The sequence below is a fragment of the Pseudoalteromonas sp. DL-6 genome, from assembly GCF_004328665.1.
Lineage (GTDB): Bacteria > Pseudomonadota > Gammaproteobacteria > Enterobacterales > Alteromonadaceae > Pseudoalteromonas.
Genome location: NZ_CP019771.1, coordinates 397504 through 415300, shown reverse-complemented (window position 1 = coordinate 415300; position 17797 = coordinate 397504). Strand labels below are relative to the sequence as shown.

At 37.2% G+C, this 17797-nt stretch carries 15 protein-coding genes; 9 read left to right on the top strand and 6 right to left on the bottom strand.

Annotation, left to right across the window (positions count from 1 at the left end; all coding sequences use genetic code 11):
- Positions 1–7: 7 nt before the first annotated feature.
- The 3 genes from B1F84_RS16940 to B1F84_RS16930 all read right to left on the bottom strand — a co-directional run bounded on the left by B1F84_RS16940 (position 8) and on the right by B1F84_RS16930 (position 2983).
- Positions 8–460: a hypothetical protein gene (locus tag B1F84_RS16940; RefSeq protein WP_008466976.1), complete on the bottom strand. Its 453-nt coding sequence runs from the start codon at positions 458–460 to the stop codon at positions 8–10.
- Positions 461–477: 17 nt separating this feature from the next.
- A complete protein-coding gene (locus tag B1F84_RS16935; protein ID WP_076920366.1) occupies positions 478–1431 on the bottom strand; it encodes a slipin family protein in 954 nt (317 codons plus the stop codon).
- A 127-nt stretch (positions 1432–1558) separates the two neighbouring features.
- The gene (locus B1F84_RS16930; protein WP_131692166.1) at positions 1559–2983 is read right to left on the bottom strand and encodes a diguanylate cyclase; all 1425 of its coding nucleotides are present in this window, start codon (positions 2981–2983) and stop codon (positions 1559–1561) included.
- A gap of 218 nt (positions 2984–3201) precedes the next feature.
- Between B1F84_RS16930 and B1F84_RS16925 the strand changes: the two genes are divergently transcribed.
- A complete protein-coding gene (locus B1F84_RS16925) occupies positions 3202–4095 on the top strand; it encodes a cation diffusion facilitator family transporter (protein WP_131692165.1) in 894 nt (297 codons plus the stop codon).
- Between the two features lie 57 nt (positions 4096–4152).
- Here the strand turns inward: B1F84_RS16925 and B1F84_RS16920 are convergent, their stop codons facing one another.
- Positions 4153–8652, bottom strand: a complete 4500-nt coding sequence (locus tag B1F84_RS16920) for an EAL domain-containing protein (RefSeq protein ID WP_131692164.1) — start codon at positions 8650–8652, stop codon at positions 4153–4155.
- A gap of 159 nt (positions 8653–8811) precedes the next feature.
- On the opposite strand from B1F84_RS16920, the gene B1F84_RS16915 reads away from it, so the two are divergent.
- The 3 genes from B1F84_RS16915 (at position 8812) to B1F84_RS16905 (ending at position 11472) form a co-directional block, all read left to right on the top strand.
- Positions 8812–9366, top strand: a complete 555-nt coding sequence (locus B1F84_RS16915) for an isochorismatase family protein (RefSeq protein ID WP_131692163.1) — start codon at positions 8812–8814, stop codon at positions 9364–9366.
- Between the two features lie 131 nt (positions 9367–9497).
- Positions 9498–10964 (top strand): methyl-accepting chemotaxis protein, encoded by a 1467-nt coding sequence (locus B1F84_RS16910; protein ID WP_008110354.1) that lies wholly within the window; start codon positions 9498–9500, stop codon positions 10962–10964.
- On the top strand, positions 10948–11472 hold the full coding sequence (locus B1F84_RS16905) for a DUF6436 domain-containing protein (protein ID WP_131692162.1): 525 nt from the start codon (positions 10948–10950) through the stop codon (positions 11470–11472). The genes B1F84_RS16910 and B1F84_RS16905 overlap by 17 nt, the downstream gene beginning before the upstream one ends.
- Before the next feature lie 93 nt (positions 11473–11565).
- On the opposite strand, the gene B1F84_RS16900 is transcribed toward B1F84_RS16905, so the two are convergent.
- A complete protein-coding gene (locus tag B1F84_RS16900) occupies positions 11566–12126 on the bottom strand; it encodes a TMEM165/GDT1 family protein (RefSeq protein ID WP_131692161.1) in 561 nt (186 codons plus the stop codon).
- 363 nt (positions 12127–12489) lie between these two features.
- On the opposite strand from B1F84_RS16900, the gene B1F84_RS16895 reads away from it, so the two are divergent.
- A complete protein-coding gene (locus tag B1F84_RS16895; RefSeq protein WP_131692160.1) occupies positions 12490–12801 on the top strand; it encodes a hypothetical protein in 312 nt (103 codons plus the stop codon).
- A gap of 94 nt (positions 12802–12895) precedes the next feature.
- Here the strand turns inward: B1F84_RS16895 and B1F84_RS16890 are convergent, their stop codons facing one another.
- The gene (locus tag B1F84_RS16890) at positions 12896–14521 is read right to left on the bottom strand and encodes a methyl-accepting chemotaxis protein (protein WP_075169945.1); all 1626 of its coding nucleotides are present in this window, start codon (positions 14519–14521) and stop codon (positions 12896–12898) included.
- A 506-nt stretch (positions 14522–15027) separates the two neighbouring features.
- Here B1F84_RS16890 and B1F84_RS16885 point away from each other — a divergent pair.
- The 4 genes from B1F84_RS16885 (at position 15028) to B1F84_RS16870 (ending at position 17581) form a co-directional block, all read left to right on the top strand.
- Positions 15028–15378 (top strand): cupin domain-containing protein, encoded by a 351-nt coding sequence (locus B1F84_RS16885; RefSeq protein WP_131692159.1) that lies wholly within the window; start codon positions 15028–15030, stop codon positions 15376–15378.
- A gap of 157 nt (positions 15379–15535) precedes the next feature.
- Complete coding sequence (locus tag B1F84_RS16880; protein ID WP_131692158.1) at positions 15536–15904, top strand: hypothetical protein; 369 nt, start codon at positions 15536–15538, stop codon at positions 15902–15904.
- A gap of 379 nt (positions 15905–16283) precedes the next feature.
- Positions 16284–16700, top strand: a complete 417-nt coding sequence (locus tag B1F84_RS16875; RefSeq protein ID WP_131692157.1) for a VOC family protein — start codon at positions 16284–16286, stop codon at positions 16698–16700.
- 128 nt (positions 16701–16828) lie between these two features.
- Positions 16829–17581: an SDR family oxidoreductase gene (locus B1F84_RS16870; RefSeq protein WP_054201290.1), complete on the top strand. Its 753-nt coding sequence runs from the start codon at positions 16829–16831 to the stop codon at positions 17579–17581.
- Positions 17582–17797 lie beyond the last annotated feature (216 nt).

The window sequence follows — 17797 nt, the reverse complement described above, 5'->3', positions numbered from 1 at the left end:
CAGTTAGCTAAATGGCTTCAACCCACATAGTGCCCACTTCTTTTTTTACGACCTTAACATGTGTACCAGCAGGGAGTGGTTGCTTACTTTTTAACTTCCAACTAATTCCTGAATAAAGGTGCATTGTAAGTCCGCTTTCATCAACATCGTCAGCTAAAACAAAATCAAGCTCAGCGAAATCGCTTTGTACACCTTTGTTATCGACCTGGTTTTGCATGCGCTTTAGTGGTTTCCATAAAAATAGCGCAAACCCAGCTGTAATAAGCGTGTTACTCCACAATGCGGTAGTTAAAGAGTCATCTAACAAGTTAAAGTTCATCATTAAACCGCTGGCAAACAAAGACATACCTAAAAATAATAATATAAAGGTAGACATACCTAACACAGCCACTTCGATAATGAGCGCAAGCACGCCTAAAATCATCAGTGTTTCAGGTAAGTTGTTAGTAATAAGCGTCATTATTTATCCTCAACAGATTAAAGTTTTTGCTTTTGATTTAGAGAGTTAATAATCGACATGCCTTGTGCAACTAATGAGCTTGCATCAGTGGCGCTATCGGGCAATAAAACAACAGATGACTCTTTCGCGATAGCTTCTTTAGCGGCAATGGCTTTGGTTGCTAAATCGAGTTGAATCGCTTTTTGGCCTTGCTCAGTATCAGCAGCTTCACCCACTTTACGTAGTGCATCGGCTTGCGCTTCTGCAACGGCAATAATAGCTTTAGCTTCACCCTCGGCGCGCAAGATTTGTTCAGCTTTTTCACCTTCAGCACCTAGAACTTGAGCCTGTTTTTTACCCTCGGCAACATTGATGTTTGCTTGACGATCACCCTCAGATTCTAAAATTTGCGCACGTTTAACACGTTCGGCTTTCATTTGCGCTTCCATCGCTTCCATCACAGATTGTGGTGGCACAATATCTTTTATTTCGTAACGTAAAACCTGAATACCCCAAGGCTCAGCCGCTTGGTTAATAGAGGTTACGATATTAGTATTGAGAACATCACGTTCTTCAAATGTTTTATCAAGCTCCATTTTACCTAGTTCAGAACGCATCGTAGTTTGTGATAGCTGCGTTACTGCAAATACATAATCGTCGACTCCGTAAGTGGCTTTGTATGGGTCAAGTACACGAAAGTACAATACACCGTCAACAGATAGCGAAATATTGTCTTTGGTAATTGCCGATTGCGAGGGCACATCTTGAGCTTGTTCTTTTAAGCTGCGATCAGCAGCAATGCGATCAATAAAAGGTACAATGAAATTTAAGCCTGCTTCTTTAGTTGATTGGTATTTACCAAAACGCTCAATTAACCATGCGCGGTTTTGTGGTACAAATTTAACACTACTTTTTAGTAGCACTAAAACAAAAATCAGTAAAAACGCTTCAACAGTAAAAACAATATTTATAATTTCTGCGATGGGATCCATAGGGTATTTCCTTGTTAATTACATTCAGTCCAAAAACTGCATGGTGTTTATAATTTCAACAAGCTACAGATTATCATTAGTTTTTAATTTGTACTATAAAAACAGAAGTTAGGCTATTCAGAATAGATTATTCAAAGGTGCATATTTGATTTCTGCCGGCTTTTTTTGCGTTATATAATGCTATGTCAGCGCTCTTTATAATGGTTTGCGTGTTGGTGTCAGCCTTTGGATAACTGGTATAGCAGCCAAAGCTCAATGTGATATGAGGAGCAGCCGAAGAAAATTCATGGAGAATATTTAACGCGTTAATTTTTTGCTGTATCAGCAAAGCAAACTCATGGCATTGCTCTTTGTTAGAAGCGGGCAAAATAATTGTAAATTCTTCGCCCCCGTACCGAGCAGCGATATCACCTTCGCGCTTACATACGTTTTTTAAAGCACGCGCCACTTGTTTTAATGCGTCATCACCTTTTTGGTGGCCATAATTATCGTTGTAACGTTTAAAAAAATCGATATCACACATAATCAAACTAATTGGCTGATGGTGCCTGGCGCAACGTTTAATTTCACTTTTTAGTGTAGTATCAAAAAAACGGCGATTAGCAATATTAGTTAGTGCATCGGTATTCGCTAATTTATTGAGCTTAATATTGGCGCTCACTAATTGCTGTTGGGTTAACTGCAACTTTTTTTTATAGTTAATATTTTTAAGTGCATTATTGATGATTTCGCCTACAAGCTTAATTCTAATTAAATCTATTTTACTCCAATTACGTTTAGTTTTAACACAATCACAACCAATGAAGCCGACCAGCTCATCATCAAAACGCAGGCCTATGCACAAAACCGATTGAATACTTTGTTCTTTAAACTCCGCTTTTTCAGCGCCGGCTTTAGTGGGTAATTGCTCAATATCATTGACTTGAAATAGATGGCTCTGATTCATTACTTCAAAAAAATAGGGTAGTTCAACTTTTGGTACATTTTGCAGCCTATCTTTGCAGGCAATGATACCCGTGTTAACCCATTCGTGAGTGTTGGTGATGGTTTCGTTGTCGGTGTTAAATTCAAATAAATAACTGCGGTCAGCCTTTAATACGGTGCCGATGGCTTTGAGGGCAAAGTTAATTTGCTGATCTATATTGTCATTTTGTATATCAATAAGTTTGGTAGAGATTTTAGAGATAATATGATCAAAGTTATATTGCTCCGTAAATGTATGATCTTGCTCTAGAGTGATCATAGTTACAGAGTCATCAACCACAGCATGGTTAATATTTAACAGTTGTGAAGTGGGCTCAGAACCTAATAAAACGGTTGTTATATCAGAAGAAAATAATTGTCCAACACTCACAACTTCATCATTACTAAAGTCGCGCAGCACAAGATTGCTAAAAACATCTTTTTTAACAGCGCTCTCACCCTCTATGCTAAGTAACGTTTTAGCATGCTGATTTAACGTGTAGTGTTGATTTTTATTATCGTAAACAATCACTGCTAAATTAATAAGATTAAAAACCTGCCAAATTGTTTTGTCTGAGTCATGACTCACTGATTTCTCCGCACTTATACCGGCAGGATCTGCCAAATCTTTTAATTATTAATAGTATATGTCTATTTATATTTAGTACAGTTCTTTGCATTTTACTAAGTTTTTAGTGCGTTTAATTGGTCTTCGTATTACAATTGTGACTGTATATCATTACGTACTTTCTAATTTGCTTTTTTTCATGAGCTTACTTTGTTTCCAGTAAAGGCCTTTTATATTTCATGACAGAAATAACCACACATCACGCCTCTCGTCGCCGTTTGTTAATTGCACTTGCAATTACCTGTTCGTTTATGGTGATTCAGCTTATAGGTGCTTATTACGCAAACTCACTTGCAGTACTTGCTGATGCAGGCCATTTATTTGTTCATAACAGTTCATTATTTATAGCACTTATTGCTTCTAGCTTTGCTATTCATCTGGCTAAAACTTACAACGACGGCCATCAAAAAGCTGAATTAATCGGTGGTCTGATCAACGGGATTTTATATCTCGCCATTAGTTTACTTATTTTATTTGAGGGAGCTGAGCGCTTTATGCATCACAAAGGTGGGCATGAGCTGGTTATAAATAGCTATTTAATGTCGGTGATTGCTGCGATTGGTTTTTTATTTCATGGTGCAGCAGCATGGGTACTTTATAAGGGGCGTAAGGCCAGCATTAACGTGTATGCGGTTTTTTTACATTCGTTTTTTGACTTAATTTCGACTGTTTCTACTTTTGTAGCCGGTGTACTAATTTACATAACAGGTTGGAATGTGATTGATATTTTATCGAGTATGTTAATTGCATCTTTTGTCTTGTTTACCGGTATTAAGGTCATTATTAGTTGTATTAAAGGGCTACGCTTTAATAAAGCAAAACTGCCTGAAGTTCAAGATATCGAAACAGAAATAACCAGCATGGAGCACGTTGCCAATGTACACAATGTTACCGTTGTTCGTAAAAATAAAAAAGTGATAGTGGGTGCTCACGTGGTGTTGAAGCAACATTGCACTATAGAAAAGCATGATGAAGAGTGTCGTTTAAAAGTAATTAAACTACTTGCAGATAAATTTAATGTTCGCAACAGTGTACTGCAAATTGAAAGTTATGAATGCAAGCATATACATTAAGTTGTTAACCTATAAATTTAGTAATCAGGTCAACAACTCACTTTCATTACTGCGTTTTTATATCAAATCAATAATCATCTCAAAGCATTCAGGGTTCATTAAATCGTTGGCACTCATAGGGCGGGCGAAATAGTAACCTTGAAGCTTATGACAACCTATATTCGTTAAAAAGTCGAGTTGCTCCCGTGTCTCTACCCCTTCTGCGATACAATATAACTCTAAGTTTTCAGCAAGCGAGTAAATAGTCTTAATAATCGACTCGTCGCCTTTATCTATGCCAATACTATTTACAAAGCTTTGATCAATTTTTATTACGTTAATTGGAAATTGACTCAAATAAGTGAGTGATGAATAGCCGGTACCAAAATCATCAAGAAATAGCTTAAACCCAGCTGCCTGAAGGCTTTTGAGTTGTTTAGCTGCTTTGTACTTATCTTCTAGCAGCGTGTTTTCTGTGATTTCTAGGCGTATTTGCTGTGGTTTAATGTTGGCTTTTTCAAGTATAGCGCTCAGTCGCTGGGTTATGTTAGCTTTCAGAATATGTTTTGGTGATACGTTCAACGACACATAAAACTGCGGGTTAACGCTAAGAATAGGCGCAAGCTCTGTGATCGCACGTTGCAATGCTTGTTCAGTGAGCATATCAATTAGGCCTGTTTCTTCTGCCACCGGTATAAATAAAGCCGGAGAGATTAATTTTCCTTGATTTTCCCAGCGCATTAATAACTCAACACCGCTTATTGTTTTATCTTTTGTGTTAACCACTGGCTGGTAATGGTTAAAGAACTGATTATCTTTTGCGGCGTCTTTTAAGTCGTTTTCAAGAATAAGCTTTTGCTTTATTTGCTCATTCATTTTCTCATTAAAAAACTGAAATCCATTTCGACCTGCTTGTTTTGCATGCATCATGGCAATATCTGCATTACGGATCAAAGCATCGGTTGAGCTTGCATCATGAGGATACAAGGCAATACCAATACTGGCAGAAATATTGATAGAAAAGTCATCAATAATAACTTTACTTGCGAGCTCACTGCTCATTTCATTTAGCGTATGTTGTAGCGAGGACATAGAGGTAATATTTTCGATTAATACTAAAAACTCATCACCACTTTGTCGCCCGAAGGTCGCATGGTCACCTAAGTATGAGGCAACTCTTTCGGTAATGTTACACAGTAATTTGTCGCCCACAGCGTGGCCAAATGAATCATTCACGGGTTTGAATTTATCTAAATCTATAAATATCACCGCACATTGCAAGTCGTTTTTGGCGGCCTTTGTTATAGCATTTTCAATCTTTTGATTCATTAAACTACGATTTGGTAACCCGGTTAACGCATCATAGTTAGCCAGATAACGCAGCTCATTTTCAGCGCGCTTCTGTTCGGTTAAGTCTGTAATAACAACAACATAATACCCAACTTTACCTTTTTCATTAGCGACAGCTGTGGCGCTTAAATGAATAGGGTGTTGCTTTGCTTTTGTGGTATTTACATAGGCATTAGTTCGCCAATTTTCTTTTGGTTGCAGTGCTTTTAATGTGGCTGCAAATTCTTTGCATTTAGTTTGCCCAATGGCTTTTATAAATAACTCTGAGGTAACAATACCCCCTTCACCATCATCAGAAAATACATCCATAAAGCTACTATTTGCTGAGAAAGGTACTAGGTTTTCGTCTAGGATAAGTAAAAAATCATTTATTTGGCTAAATGCTTCGCCGAGTATTTTTGCTTGCTGTTCATTTGCTAACTGCTCGGTAATATTAGTAAAAATACCAGACACATACTCAGGCTTTTTACTGTCTTCATTATAAATAATTTGCCCTAGGTCATGAAACCACAACCAATGACCATCTTTGTGACGTAATCGATATGTCGCTTGCCAGTCTTGTGGATGAGTTTGTTTTATAAATGCATCCCATTTATTTTCTATTCTACGACGCTCATCAGGGTGCATAATATTAAAGAAGCTATGTATATTAATACGCTCAGGTATGTTTTCATAGCCTAATTCTACGCCTCTGGCTGTATTAACAGAGTTGTCTGCAAAGCTATAGTTCCAAACGCCACTCTTATTACTTTTTAGTGCAAGCTCTGTTTGAGTTTTAGAATGAATGGCTGCTCGATGAGCGCGTTCAATCGCTATTTTACGGCTTCGGTATTGCCAAAAAAATAAAAACAGAATTATGAACACCGCAAGGAAGTAGCATGTGTAAGCAATAGGAGACTGCCAAGGTGCATAGGCAACACTAAACTTAAGCACTACAGGGTCACTGGTAATGACTCCATTTCGCTGCTGAGTAGACACTGATAGTTTATAGTCACCGGGTTGTAATTTAGTAAAAAACACCTGATTAGATTTTAAATCGTCATAACTTAAAGATGAGGGACCACTCAATTCTACTTTGTAATAAGTTTTACTTATATTTTTATAATCAAAATTAGAAAACCGAACCGTTAACCCCATGTCATCGTGTTTTAGTATTAACGGCGCATTACGATATTTTTCAGGTGAGTAATTGAGCGCCTTTGAAAACAAGCTAATATCGGTGAACGCCAATTTGCTATCAGTGTTTTGTTGCTCACTATTAAATTTATTAGGGTCAAACTGCAGCAATCCACTGCGATTACCAAATACGAGTTCATTATTTTGTAATTTAATTGCTGCAAGTGCAGTAAAGTGGTTGTTGCTTAAGCCATCTTTAATTGTATAAGTGGTTATGTTTAACGTATTTAAATTAAGTTGATATAACCCGTTGTCAGAACTAATCCATAAAAAGTCATTGTCATCGGCAATAAGTTTATAAATGGCATTAGTATTGAGAGAGTTGTTTGCATTAAAGGTATGCACTATTTGATATGTTTTTGAATCTACGGCAATTAAACCCTCTTGTGTGGTTGCTAACCAAAGCAGTTCACGTTTAGTGTCTAAGTAATAGTTTTCTACCGTATGATAAAGGTTGTTTTTTGCCGTTTTAGATTTAAAAATAGTAATTAACGTGCCTGTTTCTTCGTTGAAACGATAAAACGTGTCAGACGTACTTAACAGTAGTTCACCAGGATAAGCTTCTGAGGGAGCATGAAATGCGTAAGCATGCAATGGTGAAACTTGCTCTTTTAATCCTTTGATAATTCTGTTTTCGCCGGTATTCGCGTTAAAAATATAAAAATTATCATTATTGATGTAAGCAAAGGTATCAGGAGCGACTTGAGCAATACCAAATATATAGTCAGTATTTAGCTTATGCTCAGTGATAAATTTGTTTTGTTCAAACTTTCCTGTTTCTTTGTTGAAAAGTTCAAGCCCAAAAAAAGTCGCTAGCCATAGATAGTTGTCGCCTTTATTATTTGCAGAAAAAATATCTCCGATAGAAGATAAGCCATAAACTGCTTTTTTATCTTTAGATTGTAGAAATAAATCACTCGTTTTAGTTTTTGAGTTGTAGCGAACAAGCCCATCGTCAGTGCCTATCCAGAGCAATTGTTGTGTGTCTTGGTAAATAACATTTACAATATTATTATCCGGTAGGCTGACTCTTTTAAATTTTTTTGTTTGTGCTGCCCACGTTAATACACCATGGGTTCTTGAACCAAGCCATAACAAACCAGATTCATCAAACATAATATCGTTGATCGTATTTTCTGTTATGTTGTAGCTACTATCTTTGAAATTTAAAATAGGGGTGAGTTTTGAGGTTGCTCTATCAAATTCAAATAGCCCACTTTCTGTAGCAATAAATTCACCATAGGGTGTGTTTACATAATCCCAAATATTATAGTCATTAATTAATGTTGATAATTCCGAGGGATTTATATTTTTATTTTCATTAAAAGCAATCCGATACATCCCCTCAACCGTACCAACTAACAATCCAAGTTCATCATCTATAGATAAAAATTTTACATTGTTACTATCATTGATAACTTCTTGGGTGTCATTGAGTACTATTTTTTGGATCTCGTTATTGTTAAAGCTATAAGCGTATAGCCCCTGATCGGCACCAACATATAATATATTTTGGTGCAGTGATAATGCTCGAATAAATATGTTTTCATCAGGCAAAGATGCAACGAGTGCTAGTTTTTTTGATTTTTTATCAAAACGGTACACGTGGGAATCAATAGAAAAATAAAAGTGTGTAGGCTGCTCAACGACTGCAGTAATGGGAGAAAACTTTTCTTCATTTTGATTCAAATGTCCTGAATATATTTGCTCAGCAGTTAAAGTATGTGGGTCAATTAAATAGCTTCCAGCAAGTTGTGTGCTAACTATTATTTTGCCGTCGTTAGCTTTGTAGATATTGATTACATAATTGTTTTTTAAACCTGTTGCGCTTTCGTAAGGGGTGGCTCGGTAACCGTCAAAACGATATAGGCCTTGGGTAGTTGCTATCCAAACGTAACCGATATCATCTTGTATTGATTTCACTATAAAGCTTTGCGACAGCTGTTCGTTGCTAGTAATACGTTGTAATTGTTCAGAATAAGTTTGTGAAGCAAAGCTCTGCTGCATGCAAACTAATAAAAATATATGAACAATAAAGAAAAACTTACTCAAAAGCACTTACCTTTTTTAACTGACAAGTTTAGTATTTAGTATTGGTGTAATATAACATGAGTTTAATTCAAAAATTACAAAAAGCATTAAATGTGAATTAATTGTTGTTTTTTTGTGTGGGCATTACACGTTATTCTAATTAAAGTAAAAGGACTACAGATGAATTTTAGAGAAAATATCAACTTAGAACATAGTGTACTTTTAGTAATCGACTTACAAAGTAAATTGGCACCCGCCATAGCTTCATTTAATAGCACCTTAGATTGTGCTTTACAGCTTGCAAATGCAAGTGCTATTCATCAAATTCCTTCAATAATTACAGAGCATTATAAAAAAGGACTAGGTGAAACTGATGAGAAAATAAAGCAAGCTTTACCAAACGCTCAGTATATTGAAAAAATAAATTTTAGTGCCTGCGCCGAAGACGGTTTTTTAGATACTCTTTCGCAATTACAACGACCTCATGTGGTGGTTATTGGCACTGAAGCGCATGTCTGTGTGTTACAAACATGTTTAGATTTACTACAACAAGGGTATGCAGTAACAGTTGCTGCTGATGCAATAGCCTCACGAAATGTAGAGCATAAAGCCATTGCGATTGAGCAGCTTCGTCAAGCAGGTGCTATAATATCTTGCGTTGAAACTATTATATTTCAATGGACAAAAAAAGCAGGGACGTCTACTTTTAAACAAATACTATCAATAGTTAAGTAGCGCACTAAAAACATTTTTAAATCAAACAGTATAATCATTCTTAGTTTGATTTAAGATAAAAAATTGCGAGTTGTTGTAGGTTATACTAACAATGAGCGTGTTTAATTATTATAAAATTAATTAAGGTTTTTATGTCTAGTGTGAGTCGATTGTTTACAATCATATTCTGTTTATTATTTGTAGAGTCTATTGGTATAGGCCTTTATTTTGATACATTAACAGAGGCATTTCTGGTCGGCTTGCCCTTATGCTTGCTTCCTATTTGGTTATTAAAAACCCAACCCGAAAGTAAAGTTACACCTCATGTAGTCGCTGCTGCAATTATGATGTTTTCATTTTTGCATATTCAGCAAGCGTATGGGCTTATTGAGGTGCATTTCGAAATATTTATTTTCTTAGCCATGCTGATAATGTTTGTTGAATGGCGGGTATTTATTACGGCCATTGTGTTTGTTGCTATTCATCATTTATCTTTTTACTACCTGCAGACTCAAAATACTGGGTTTTATGTTTTCGACCCTGATCGTTTAGCTTTTTCAACGGTACTCATTCATGCGGCCTATGCCATTGTTGAAGCGCTTGTTGCTGGCTATATTGCAGTGACATTAAAGCGTGAACGTCGTGCGGGTTTGTCGTTAAGTTATGCCACTGAACAAATAATGCAAGACCCTAATCAGATAAAACTCTCGATGCGAGCAGATGATACAGATAGCAGTGCAGTGGTAGGCTTTAACACCCTGCTGGAATACTTGTCGGATGTTATTAAACAGGTTCAAACTCAATCTGATTCATTAAAAAATAACTCCCAAGAGCTTATAAATGTGCACGATAAGTTAGCAGACAGTGCGAAACACCGAAATACACAAACAGATGATATTGCTAATTCAGGTTCACAAGTAGCCCATGGCTTTAAACTGGTTGAGCAAGAAAGCGATATTTTAAAGCAGCAAGTTAGTAGTATTACCGATTCTGCCCATGTTGCTTTGCAAGAAGTGTTACAAACAGACAGTAAAAGCAAAGAGTTGCTCACGTTATTAACCAATACAGAAGAGCAGTTAAGCCACTTAGTGGCTGCTGGTGATGTAATTACAAGTTTGTTGAATGAAATATCAGGTATAGCCGATCAAACTAACTTGTTAGCCTTAAATGCTGCAATTGAAGCCGCCAGAGCGGGCGAGCATGGTCGTGGTTTTGCTGTAGTTGCAGATGAGGTTCGTTCTTTAGCGAATAACAGCCAGCAAACAACAGCAAAAATAGCATCAACGTTAACAGATTTGGTGAATAATAGTCGTACTTCAACACAATCGATGAATCAGTGTGTTGAGTTTGTTGTAGATCTAACAAAAATTAGTGCCACCATGAAAGAAAATATTTCGTCAATGAGTGAGCAAATACAGGCCGTATCTTCAAGCTCTAACTCGGTTGCGCAAGTAGTTGCTGAACAGGCTGGAAATACCGAACAGATTGCAACTAGCACAGATCAAATGCGCCAACGCCAACATGAAGATGGAAAAATTGTTGAACAACTAACCGCCAAGGTACAAATGATTGATGTTAGTATCGACGTGTTAGAGCAAAGTATTGCAAAATTTAACTAATAAGCGCTATTTTATTTTTGCATTGATTGGTGTGTGGCTTGTCGTTGTTGTGTCGGGTTTAGTGTATTTTCAACTTGGGCAATTAAAGCCGTTTGATGAAAATAAAATGCTGGATCGACATAACTGGTTTTCGCAATTTAAACAGCAAGTGGTTTGGCAAAACAAAGATACAGCGCAACTACTTATCATCACAGAAGATAATTGTGGTTGTACCATACAAGCTAAACCACATTTATCAGCCTTACAACGTTTTGCGAAAAGTCAAGGCGTTGAGGTGCAAACATTTAAACTCAATAGCCAGCTAAAGTCAGTGGTCCCGGCAACGCCAGCTGCAGTGTTAATTGATAAAAACGGTGATTTTGTTTATGCAGGGCCTTTATCAGAAGGCTTGGCTTGTTCACAAGGTAGTGGGTTTGTAGAGACCGTGATCAGTAATCTACAAGCTGGTTTTAACTCGTCATTATTAATTGCCGATACAAAAGGGTGTTATTGTATTAACCGAGTGTAAAAGAGGCTCATTTTTATTCTACGAAAACTGCTTATACATCCTTGAACCGCTTACCTACTTTAGGTAAGCGGTTTTTTGTTGAAGGTTACTTAATCACACCATGGTTATTAAGCCATAAACACCTAGTAATACAAATACAGTGGCGGCAATAGCTCTTACAGTGTTTAACGGGAGCCGTTTTAGTAATGCCTTACCAGCATAAATAACAGGTACATTTGCGATTAGCATACCCAGTGTTGTACCAATTGTTACCCACAAAACAGATTGATATTGTGCACCTAATAACACAGTCGCTATTTGAGTTTTGTCGCCAATTTCAGCGATAAAAAATAAAATTAAAGCCACTAAAAATGCGCCATAACGATCGTACTTGTGGCTAACTTCCTCGTCTTTATCGGGAATAAGCAGCCACAGCCCTACCACAATAAAGCTTATATTAACTATCCAAGGTAAGTATTCGTCGGCAAAGTTTCCGCTCAGCCAATCACCAAACCAGGCAGATAAACCATGATTGATTATAGTAGCGGCAAGAATGCCTAAAATAAGCGCTATTTTATTATGAAAACGTGCCGCGAGTAATAACGATAGAAGTTGAGTTTTATCACCAATTTCGGCAAGGGCAACAGTGACGGTAGAGGTTAAAAAAATATCCATTAGTATAATCTTCAGGCGGGAATACTAAACCAAGGCAAACACCTATCTCCCGCCATGAGGATAGTGTCTACCTAGGTCTCGCCGATAACGCTTGCTACAACATTACAAACTTACCATGCACATGAGGTGCAATTATGTTGATAAGTTTACTCATTACTGAGCGGGCTACTCCCCTAAGAGGATGGCGATTATTCCACAAAGTTTAAAGCAGGTAAATATATAAGGATAATTTTTAAAATTAGTTACTGTTTTAATAATGTTGATGAATAAATGAGCTTGCGTTTAGCTCTCAAGTTTACTGTAATTACAAACAGATGGAAGTTGAGCAATTTGAAGTTATATACACGTGTAAAGGAATTAAATATGCAATCAACAATTGTTAAATCAACTACGGCAACCATTCAAAATGGAGTCATGAAAGCGGACGGAAAGTTTTGGATTACGCAGACTAATGTAAATTTTGAACCTTTTAATGAAAAATTGGGGTTAGAACCACATACAATTCCACGTAATACAATTTTAAACGTGGTTGAATGTAAAGGTAAGGGCGCAGGCCTTATTCCAATAACGGCTGATGCAATAGAGGTTTTCACGCAAGATGGCAGCTCATATCAGTTTATACTTTCAAACCCCAGTGATTGGATAACTATATTGTCTAATCAAACTAGCGCTTAAAGTAACCAATATGCCATCATTTAATCATTTAAATGATGGCAAATAAGGTTTTTATTTAAAGTATAAGCGCTAATATGCCTCAAAATTAAAGCACCTAAACTTTAAATACATTAACTTGTCCTTGTAGCATTGCCGCAAGCTGTGCGAGTTCTTGCGATGCTTGAGCATTTTGTTGCGAGCTTTCGCTGACAGAAGTAATACTCGCGCTAAACTCATTAATATTGCTGCTTAGTTCATTTGCGACCATTTTTTGCTCCTGAGTTGCGGTTGATATTTGAGTATTCATATCTGCAATTTCGGTAACTTCTTGGTTAATTTCGCTGAGTACCTGTGAAGAATAATTAGCATGGTCGACACTCTCTTTAGCGCTGCTTTCAGCGTTACCCATCGCATTAACAGCTTGCTGAGCCATGCCTTGTAGTTTTGTGATCATTTCATTAATGCTAGCGGTTGCTTTTTGAGTATTGTGGGCAAGTTGTCTTACCTCATCGGCTACAACGGCAAAACCTCGACCTGAGTCGCCAGCTCTTGCTGCTTCAATGGCTGCGTTTAAGGCTAACAAGTTAGTTTGCTCAGCAACACTTTGGATCATCATCACAACTTGGTTTATATCATTGGTTTGTGTATTTAGATCTGTAATAAGCTGCGTATTTGTATTAACCAAAGTTGAAAGTGTATTTATTGACTCGATATTATCAGCAACAGCTTGCTGACCTTGGCCTGCTTTTATGTCAGCACTTGTGGCTTTATCAGAGGTTATTTGCGCGTTTTGAGCAACTTGTTCTATTGCACTACTCATTTGGGTAATTGCAGTTGCAATCATAGCTGATTGTTGCTCTTGCTGGGTTGCTGTACTGGCTACTTGAATACTAATAGAGTTCATTTCTTCAGCTGCCGAAGCAAGTGTTAGTGTTGCGCCTGCCATATCTTTTACTAAACCTTGGATCCGAAGTAACATATCATTAAAGTTAGATGCGGTATCTGCAATCTCATCTTTACCCTGAACCTTAGCACGAGCTGTTAAATCAGCATTGGTTGCAATATCCGTTATGGTATCGCGTAATGACATTAATGGGTTTTGTATCGAGCAGTAAATAAAGTAGGCAACAATCAGTAGAAGTAAAATTAATATCGCGATTGTCACACTCATTATAAATTTTATAAATTGATAATTTTCATCAGCTTTAACTCTAAAGTCACTCGCTTCTTTAAGCTGCAAATCAATCAAAGCCTGGTAACTGGCACTAAGCGGATCAAAGAGTTGGTAAAGCTCATAAACAAATTGATTTTGTGGTAGTGATAAAAATTCACCACTATTAATACTTACAATTAAATTATTCAAATGCACGAGCACAGGCTTTAGTTTATTTTCAACGTTATCTACCAAGCGCTTTTCTTCAGCTGTTAACTGTGTGCTTAAGTAAGCTTTCCATTCATTATCAGCCGTATTTCTAGCCTCATTAACATTTGCTAAGAGTTCTGACTTGGTAATAGAGTCAGCACGATACTTGTGAAGTAAATCAACAATATTTACAGCGTAATTATCTGACACATGTTTAATTTGTTTAAGTGGTACGACACGGTCGTCGTATAAACTATCAATCCCTGCTACTAACCTTCCCATTGTGTTTATTGAAAAAAACGATGTAATTAAAAAAATCATAATTGGTAGCAATGCAAGCACTGCTAAACGGGTACGCACAGAATAATTGTTTAACATAGTTGTCCAAAATTACAGCAATAATAAAAAAGTATAATCTGGAAAAAAAATTTTACTGAATTTTTATAAAAAATTATTTAGCTTAATAACTCTTATGTGTTTTAAGTTATTAACGACTGGTTCATCTAAAAAAGCTTTTACTCGCATAGTACAATCAATTTTTATTATTGTTACTGTAAATAGGAGGGGAGGTAAGCTTGCCATTGTTTGCAAGACGCCAAGCAAATTATGTGTGATTGAAGTGCCGCTTAGAGCGATAACCGATTTTTCAGGTGAGCCGTCATTAACCGAGTAAGAATAAGGGGAAACTTTCCTGTTTTTTACATATTTATATAAACTACAGAAAGCATAATGTTTATATTTGGCAATAGCTTACAATATTTGCTATTAATATAAGTTCATAAAATAAGGACTTTTCGCGCCATTATAGGGAAAGTACCCTCTGATAAAGTTGTTATGGCGCTCAGTTGAACTGTGGAAAATAATCAAAAAGGAATTCGGAAAAGATGATACGTAATTTCTACACTTGCGATAAAGAAGTCGACGAAAATAGCCATGATGGACAAGGTTCAATAGATATCTATCGTGCATTCAGACGTAAAGATTTCGATGGTGCTTGGGATTTTGCCATCCGTGTCGTTATGCCACCTGGAAGTTCTATGGGAGAGCATTCTCACGGAGATAACGAAGAAATGTACATTATTTTGAAAGGTGAAGGCACTATGACCATTGAAGGAGAGGACAGAAAAGTGGCCTCAGGAGATATGATAGTTAATAAACGTTTTGGCACCCATGGTTTGGTTAATACATCGGACCATGAAATTGAGTTACTGATAATCCAAGCAAGTCTAAAATAAATCGCCATAACAAAGCGTTAAGGCGGATTCACAACACTTTGCGATCTCAGTTCAAGTTTAATTTAGTGTTTAAGATATAGTGGGTTAGGTATGGTGGTTGGCGTTCTTCACCACTTGACGCAGCGTTAGGCAGACAATCCAAAAAAATGAGTAATTAATGACCCAAAGACTAACAATTGTTTATCAACTTGCTTCATGGGGTTGCACTGTATTAGCTTGGACCAACGGCGCTATTCTTTTGTGGGATGGCTTTGCTAATGCGGAGTATCGGGTCCTCACTTTCGCGGTCGCACTGCTTTTTGGAGTGATCGGTGGCACCGTTCTTGGGGTGGAAAGAAGTTTGAGTCAAATCTACCGATGTTCCGATAAGACTTCCGAAGAGCAGGCGGGGTTAAAAACTGCCAGTGCTTGGACATTGCTCTATGTGTGTCTTGTTTTCGGAGTGCTTCTTATAGGTGTGGTAATGGCAATAGGCTTGGTCGCGATCGTCGAAAGGTTGCAAACTGGATTCCATATCTTCGGATGAGCACTAATACAGATGTGTTCGATGTAGACTTCCCAGCTTTCACTAGATACTAGCTTATAATCTTAAAGTACAAAACGGGAGTAAACTTCCGTTTCTAGGGCTTTAAAGGTAGTTCTCGAAATATATTCTGTTTTTTGAAAGCGTTAATCTAGATAGCTATATGAGCAACTTTTCGGGGTCTTATTTGAGCGAGAAGCGGTCATTTAAGAATTTTTATGTCTGAAGTCAATATTTGACCCCATTGGCTTTTCGTTTTTACAATTTTATGGTTGATAATCGCTTGCCAGTAAAAATGACTGACGACAGTGAGCGCTTTTTGAGGAAAGGATCCCTGACTAGGCTGTTATACTAAAGGTTGAAATCTTCAAAAAGGAATACTATGAAACAGAATATTGTCCATATCGCTTTAGTTGTAAAAGATTATGATGAAGCAATTGATTTTTATGTAAACAAACTCAAATTTGAACTTATTGAAGATACTCATCAACCTGAACAAGACAAACGTTGGGTGGTTGTAGCTCCACCAAATTTTCATGGTGTTACGTTATTACTTGCTAGAGCTTCGAAGCCAGAGCAGCATGACTTCATTGGTAATCAATCAGGCGGCCGAGTATTCCTGTTCCTAAATACTGATGACTTCTGGCGTGACTTTAATCGTATGAAATCGATTGGTATTAACTTCGTCCGCGAACCAACAGAAGAAGACTATGGCACGGTAGCTGTTTTTGAAGACTTGTATGGGAATTTGTGGGATCTTCTTCAATTAAACCCAAGCCATCCAATGGCGAAAAGGTAGAATAACAGACGCCTCGGTAGGGGCAGCCAATGCGTGATATGTTTATCATACGTTGGTTCTAGGTGGTAACGGTGTTATGTGGAAGCGGGCGTTATGCATTGCCCTAACTCAAGTGAACAAGGGTATTTATGAGCTCTCAAAAAGTAGCAATAATTACAGGAGCTGGACGTGGAATTGGAGCTGCAACAGCACTACTATTTGCTAGTAAAGGTTATGCTGTATGTATCAACTATAAATCAAATTTAAAATCAGCTAATAAACTAGCAGAAACAATAATCGCACAAGGTGGTAAGTGCATTACTGTGCAAGCTGATGTCTCTTGCGAAAATGACGTAACTCGAATGTTTTCAACTGTGGATAAAGAGTTAGGTAAGCTTACAATATTAGTAAATAATGCTGGTATCTTAAAAAAGCAATCACGTTTAGAGGATATGACTGCTGATAGAATAAATTCAATACTCATAAACAATGTCACTAGTTACTTTTTATGCAGTCGAGAGGCTGTAAAGCGCATGTCTACTCGCAATGGTGGTTTTGGCGGTGTTATTGTTAATGTGTCTTCAGGAGCATCTCGTTCTGGTTCTCCCAATGAATATATTGATTATGCAGCATCGAAAGGAGCAATTGATACGTTAACTAAAGGTTTATCCTTAGAGGTTGCAGCTGAAGGTATTCGTGTGAATTGCGTACGACCAGGATTAATTCACACTGATATGCATACCGATGGTGGGGAGCCTGAACGTATCGAAAGATTAAAAAATATCATTCCACTTAAAAGAGGCGGGGAACCTGAAGAGGTTGCCGAAGCTATCTATTGGCTAGCTTCAGAAAAGTCGTCATTCTCGACAGGAAATTTCTTGGACCTAGCTGGTGGCTTATAGTGGATACAAGCAATTAATTTTCTAAAACTGTCCGCTCATGGCACTTTTGCAAAGTTCGGCTTAGAGCGAAAACTAGTCATTGAGATTGGATAAATATAATAGTCAATTGAGTCGTCAAACGGTTCTTTGCGCATATATTCATGAAAATGAGCGACGCGCGCATATTATTCTATTTAACTTTACTTTAAAGTTTGAGAAAACTTAGTGATAGTAATA

Bases quoted from the DNA above. Each gene is read 5' to 3' on its own strand.
- B1F84_RS16885 (WP_131692159.1), top strand. From the start codon at position 15,028: ATGATACGTAATTTCTACACTTGCGATAAAGAAGTCGACGAAAATAGC.
- B1F84_RS16895 (WP_131692160.1), top strand. From the start codon at position 12,490: ATGCAATCAACAATTGTTAAATCAACTACGGCAACCATTCAAAATGGA.
- B1F84_RS16910 (WP_008110354.1), top strand. From the start codon at position 9,498: ATGTCTAGTGTGAGTCGATTGTTTACAATCATATTCTGTTTATTATTT.
- B1F84_RS16880 (WP_131692158.1), top strand. From the start codon at position 15,536: ATGACCCAAAGACTAACAATTGTTTATCAACTTGCTTCATGGGGTTGC.
- B1F84_RS16925 (WP_131692165.1), top strand. From the start codon at position 3,202: ATGACAGAAATAACCACACATCACGCCTCTCGTCGCCGTTTGTTAATT.
- B1F84_RS16870 (WP_054201290.1), top strand. From the start codon at position 16,829: ATGAGCTCTCAAAAAGTAGCAATAATTACAGGAGCTGGACGTGGAATT.
- B1F84_RS16915 (WP_131692163.1), top strand. From the start codon at position 8,812: ATGAATTTTAGAGAAAATATCAACTTAGAACATAGTGTACTTTTAGTA.
- B1F84_RS16900 (WP_131692161.1), bottom strand. From the start codon at position 12,126: ATGGATATTTTTTTAACCTCTACCGTCACTGTTGCCCTTGCCGAAATT.
- B1F84_RS16890 (WP_075169945.1), bottom strand. From the start codon at position 14,521: ATGTTAAACAATTATTCTGTGCGTACCCGTTTAGCAGTGCTTGCATTG.
- B1F84_RS16875 (WP_131692157.1), top strand. From the start codon at position 16,284: ATGAAACAGAATATTGTCCATATCGCTTTAGTTGTAAAAGATTATGAT.
- B1F84_RS16935 (WP_076920366.1), bottom strand. From the start codon at position 1,431: ATGGATCCCATCGCAGAAATTATAAATATTGTTTTTACTGTTGAAGCG.
- B1F84_RS16940 (WP_008466976.1), bottom strand. From the start codon at position 460: ATGACGCTTATTACTAACAACTTACCTGAAACACTGATGATTTTAGGC.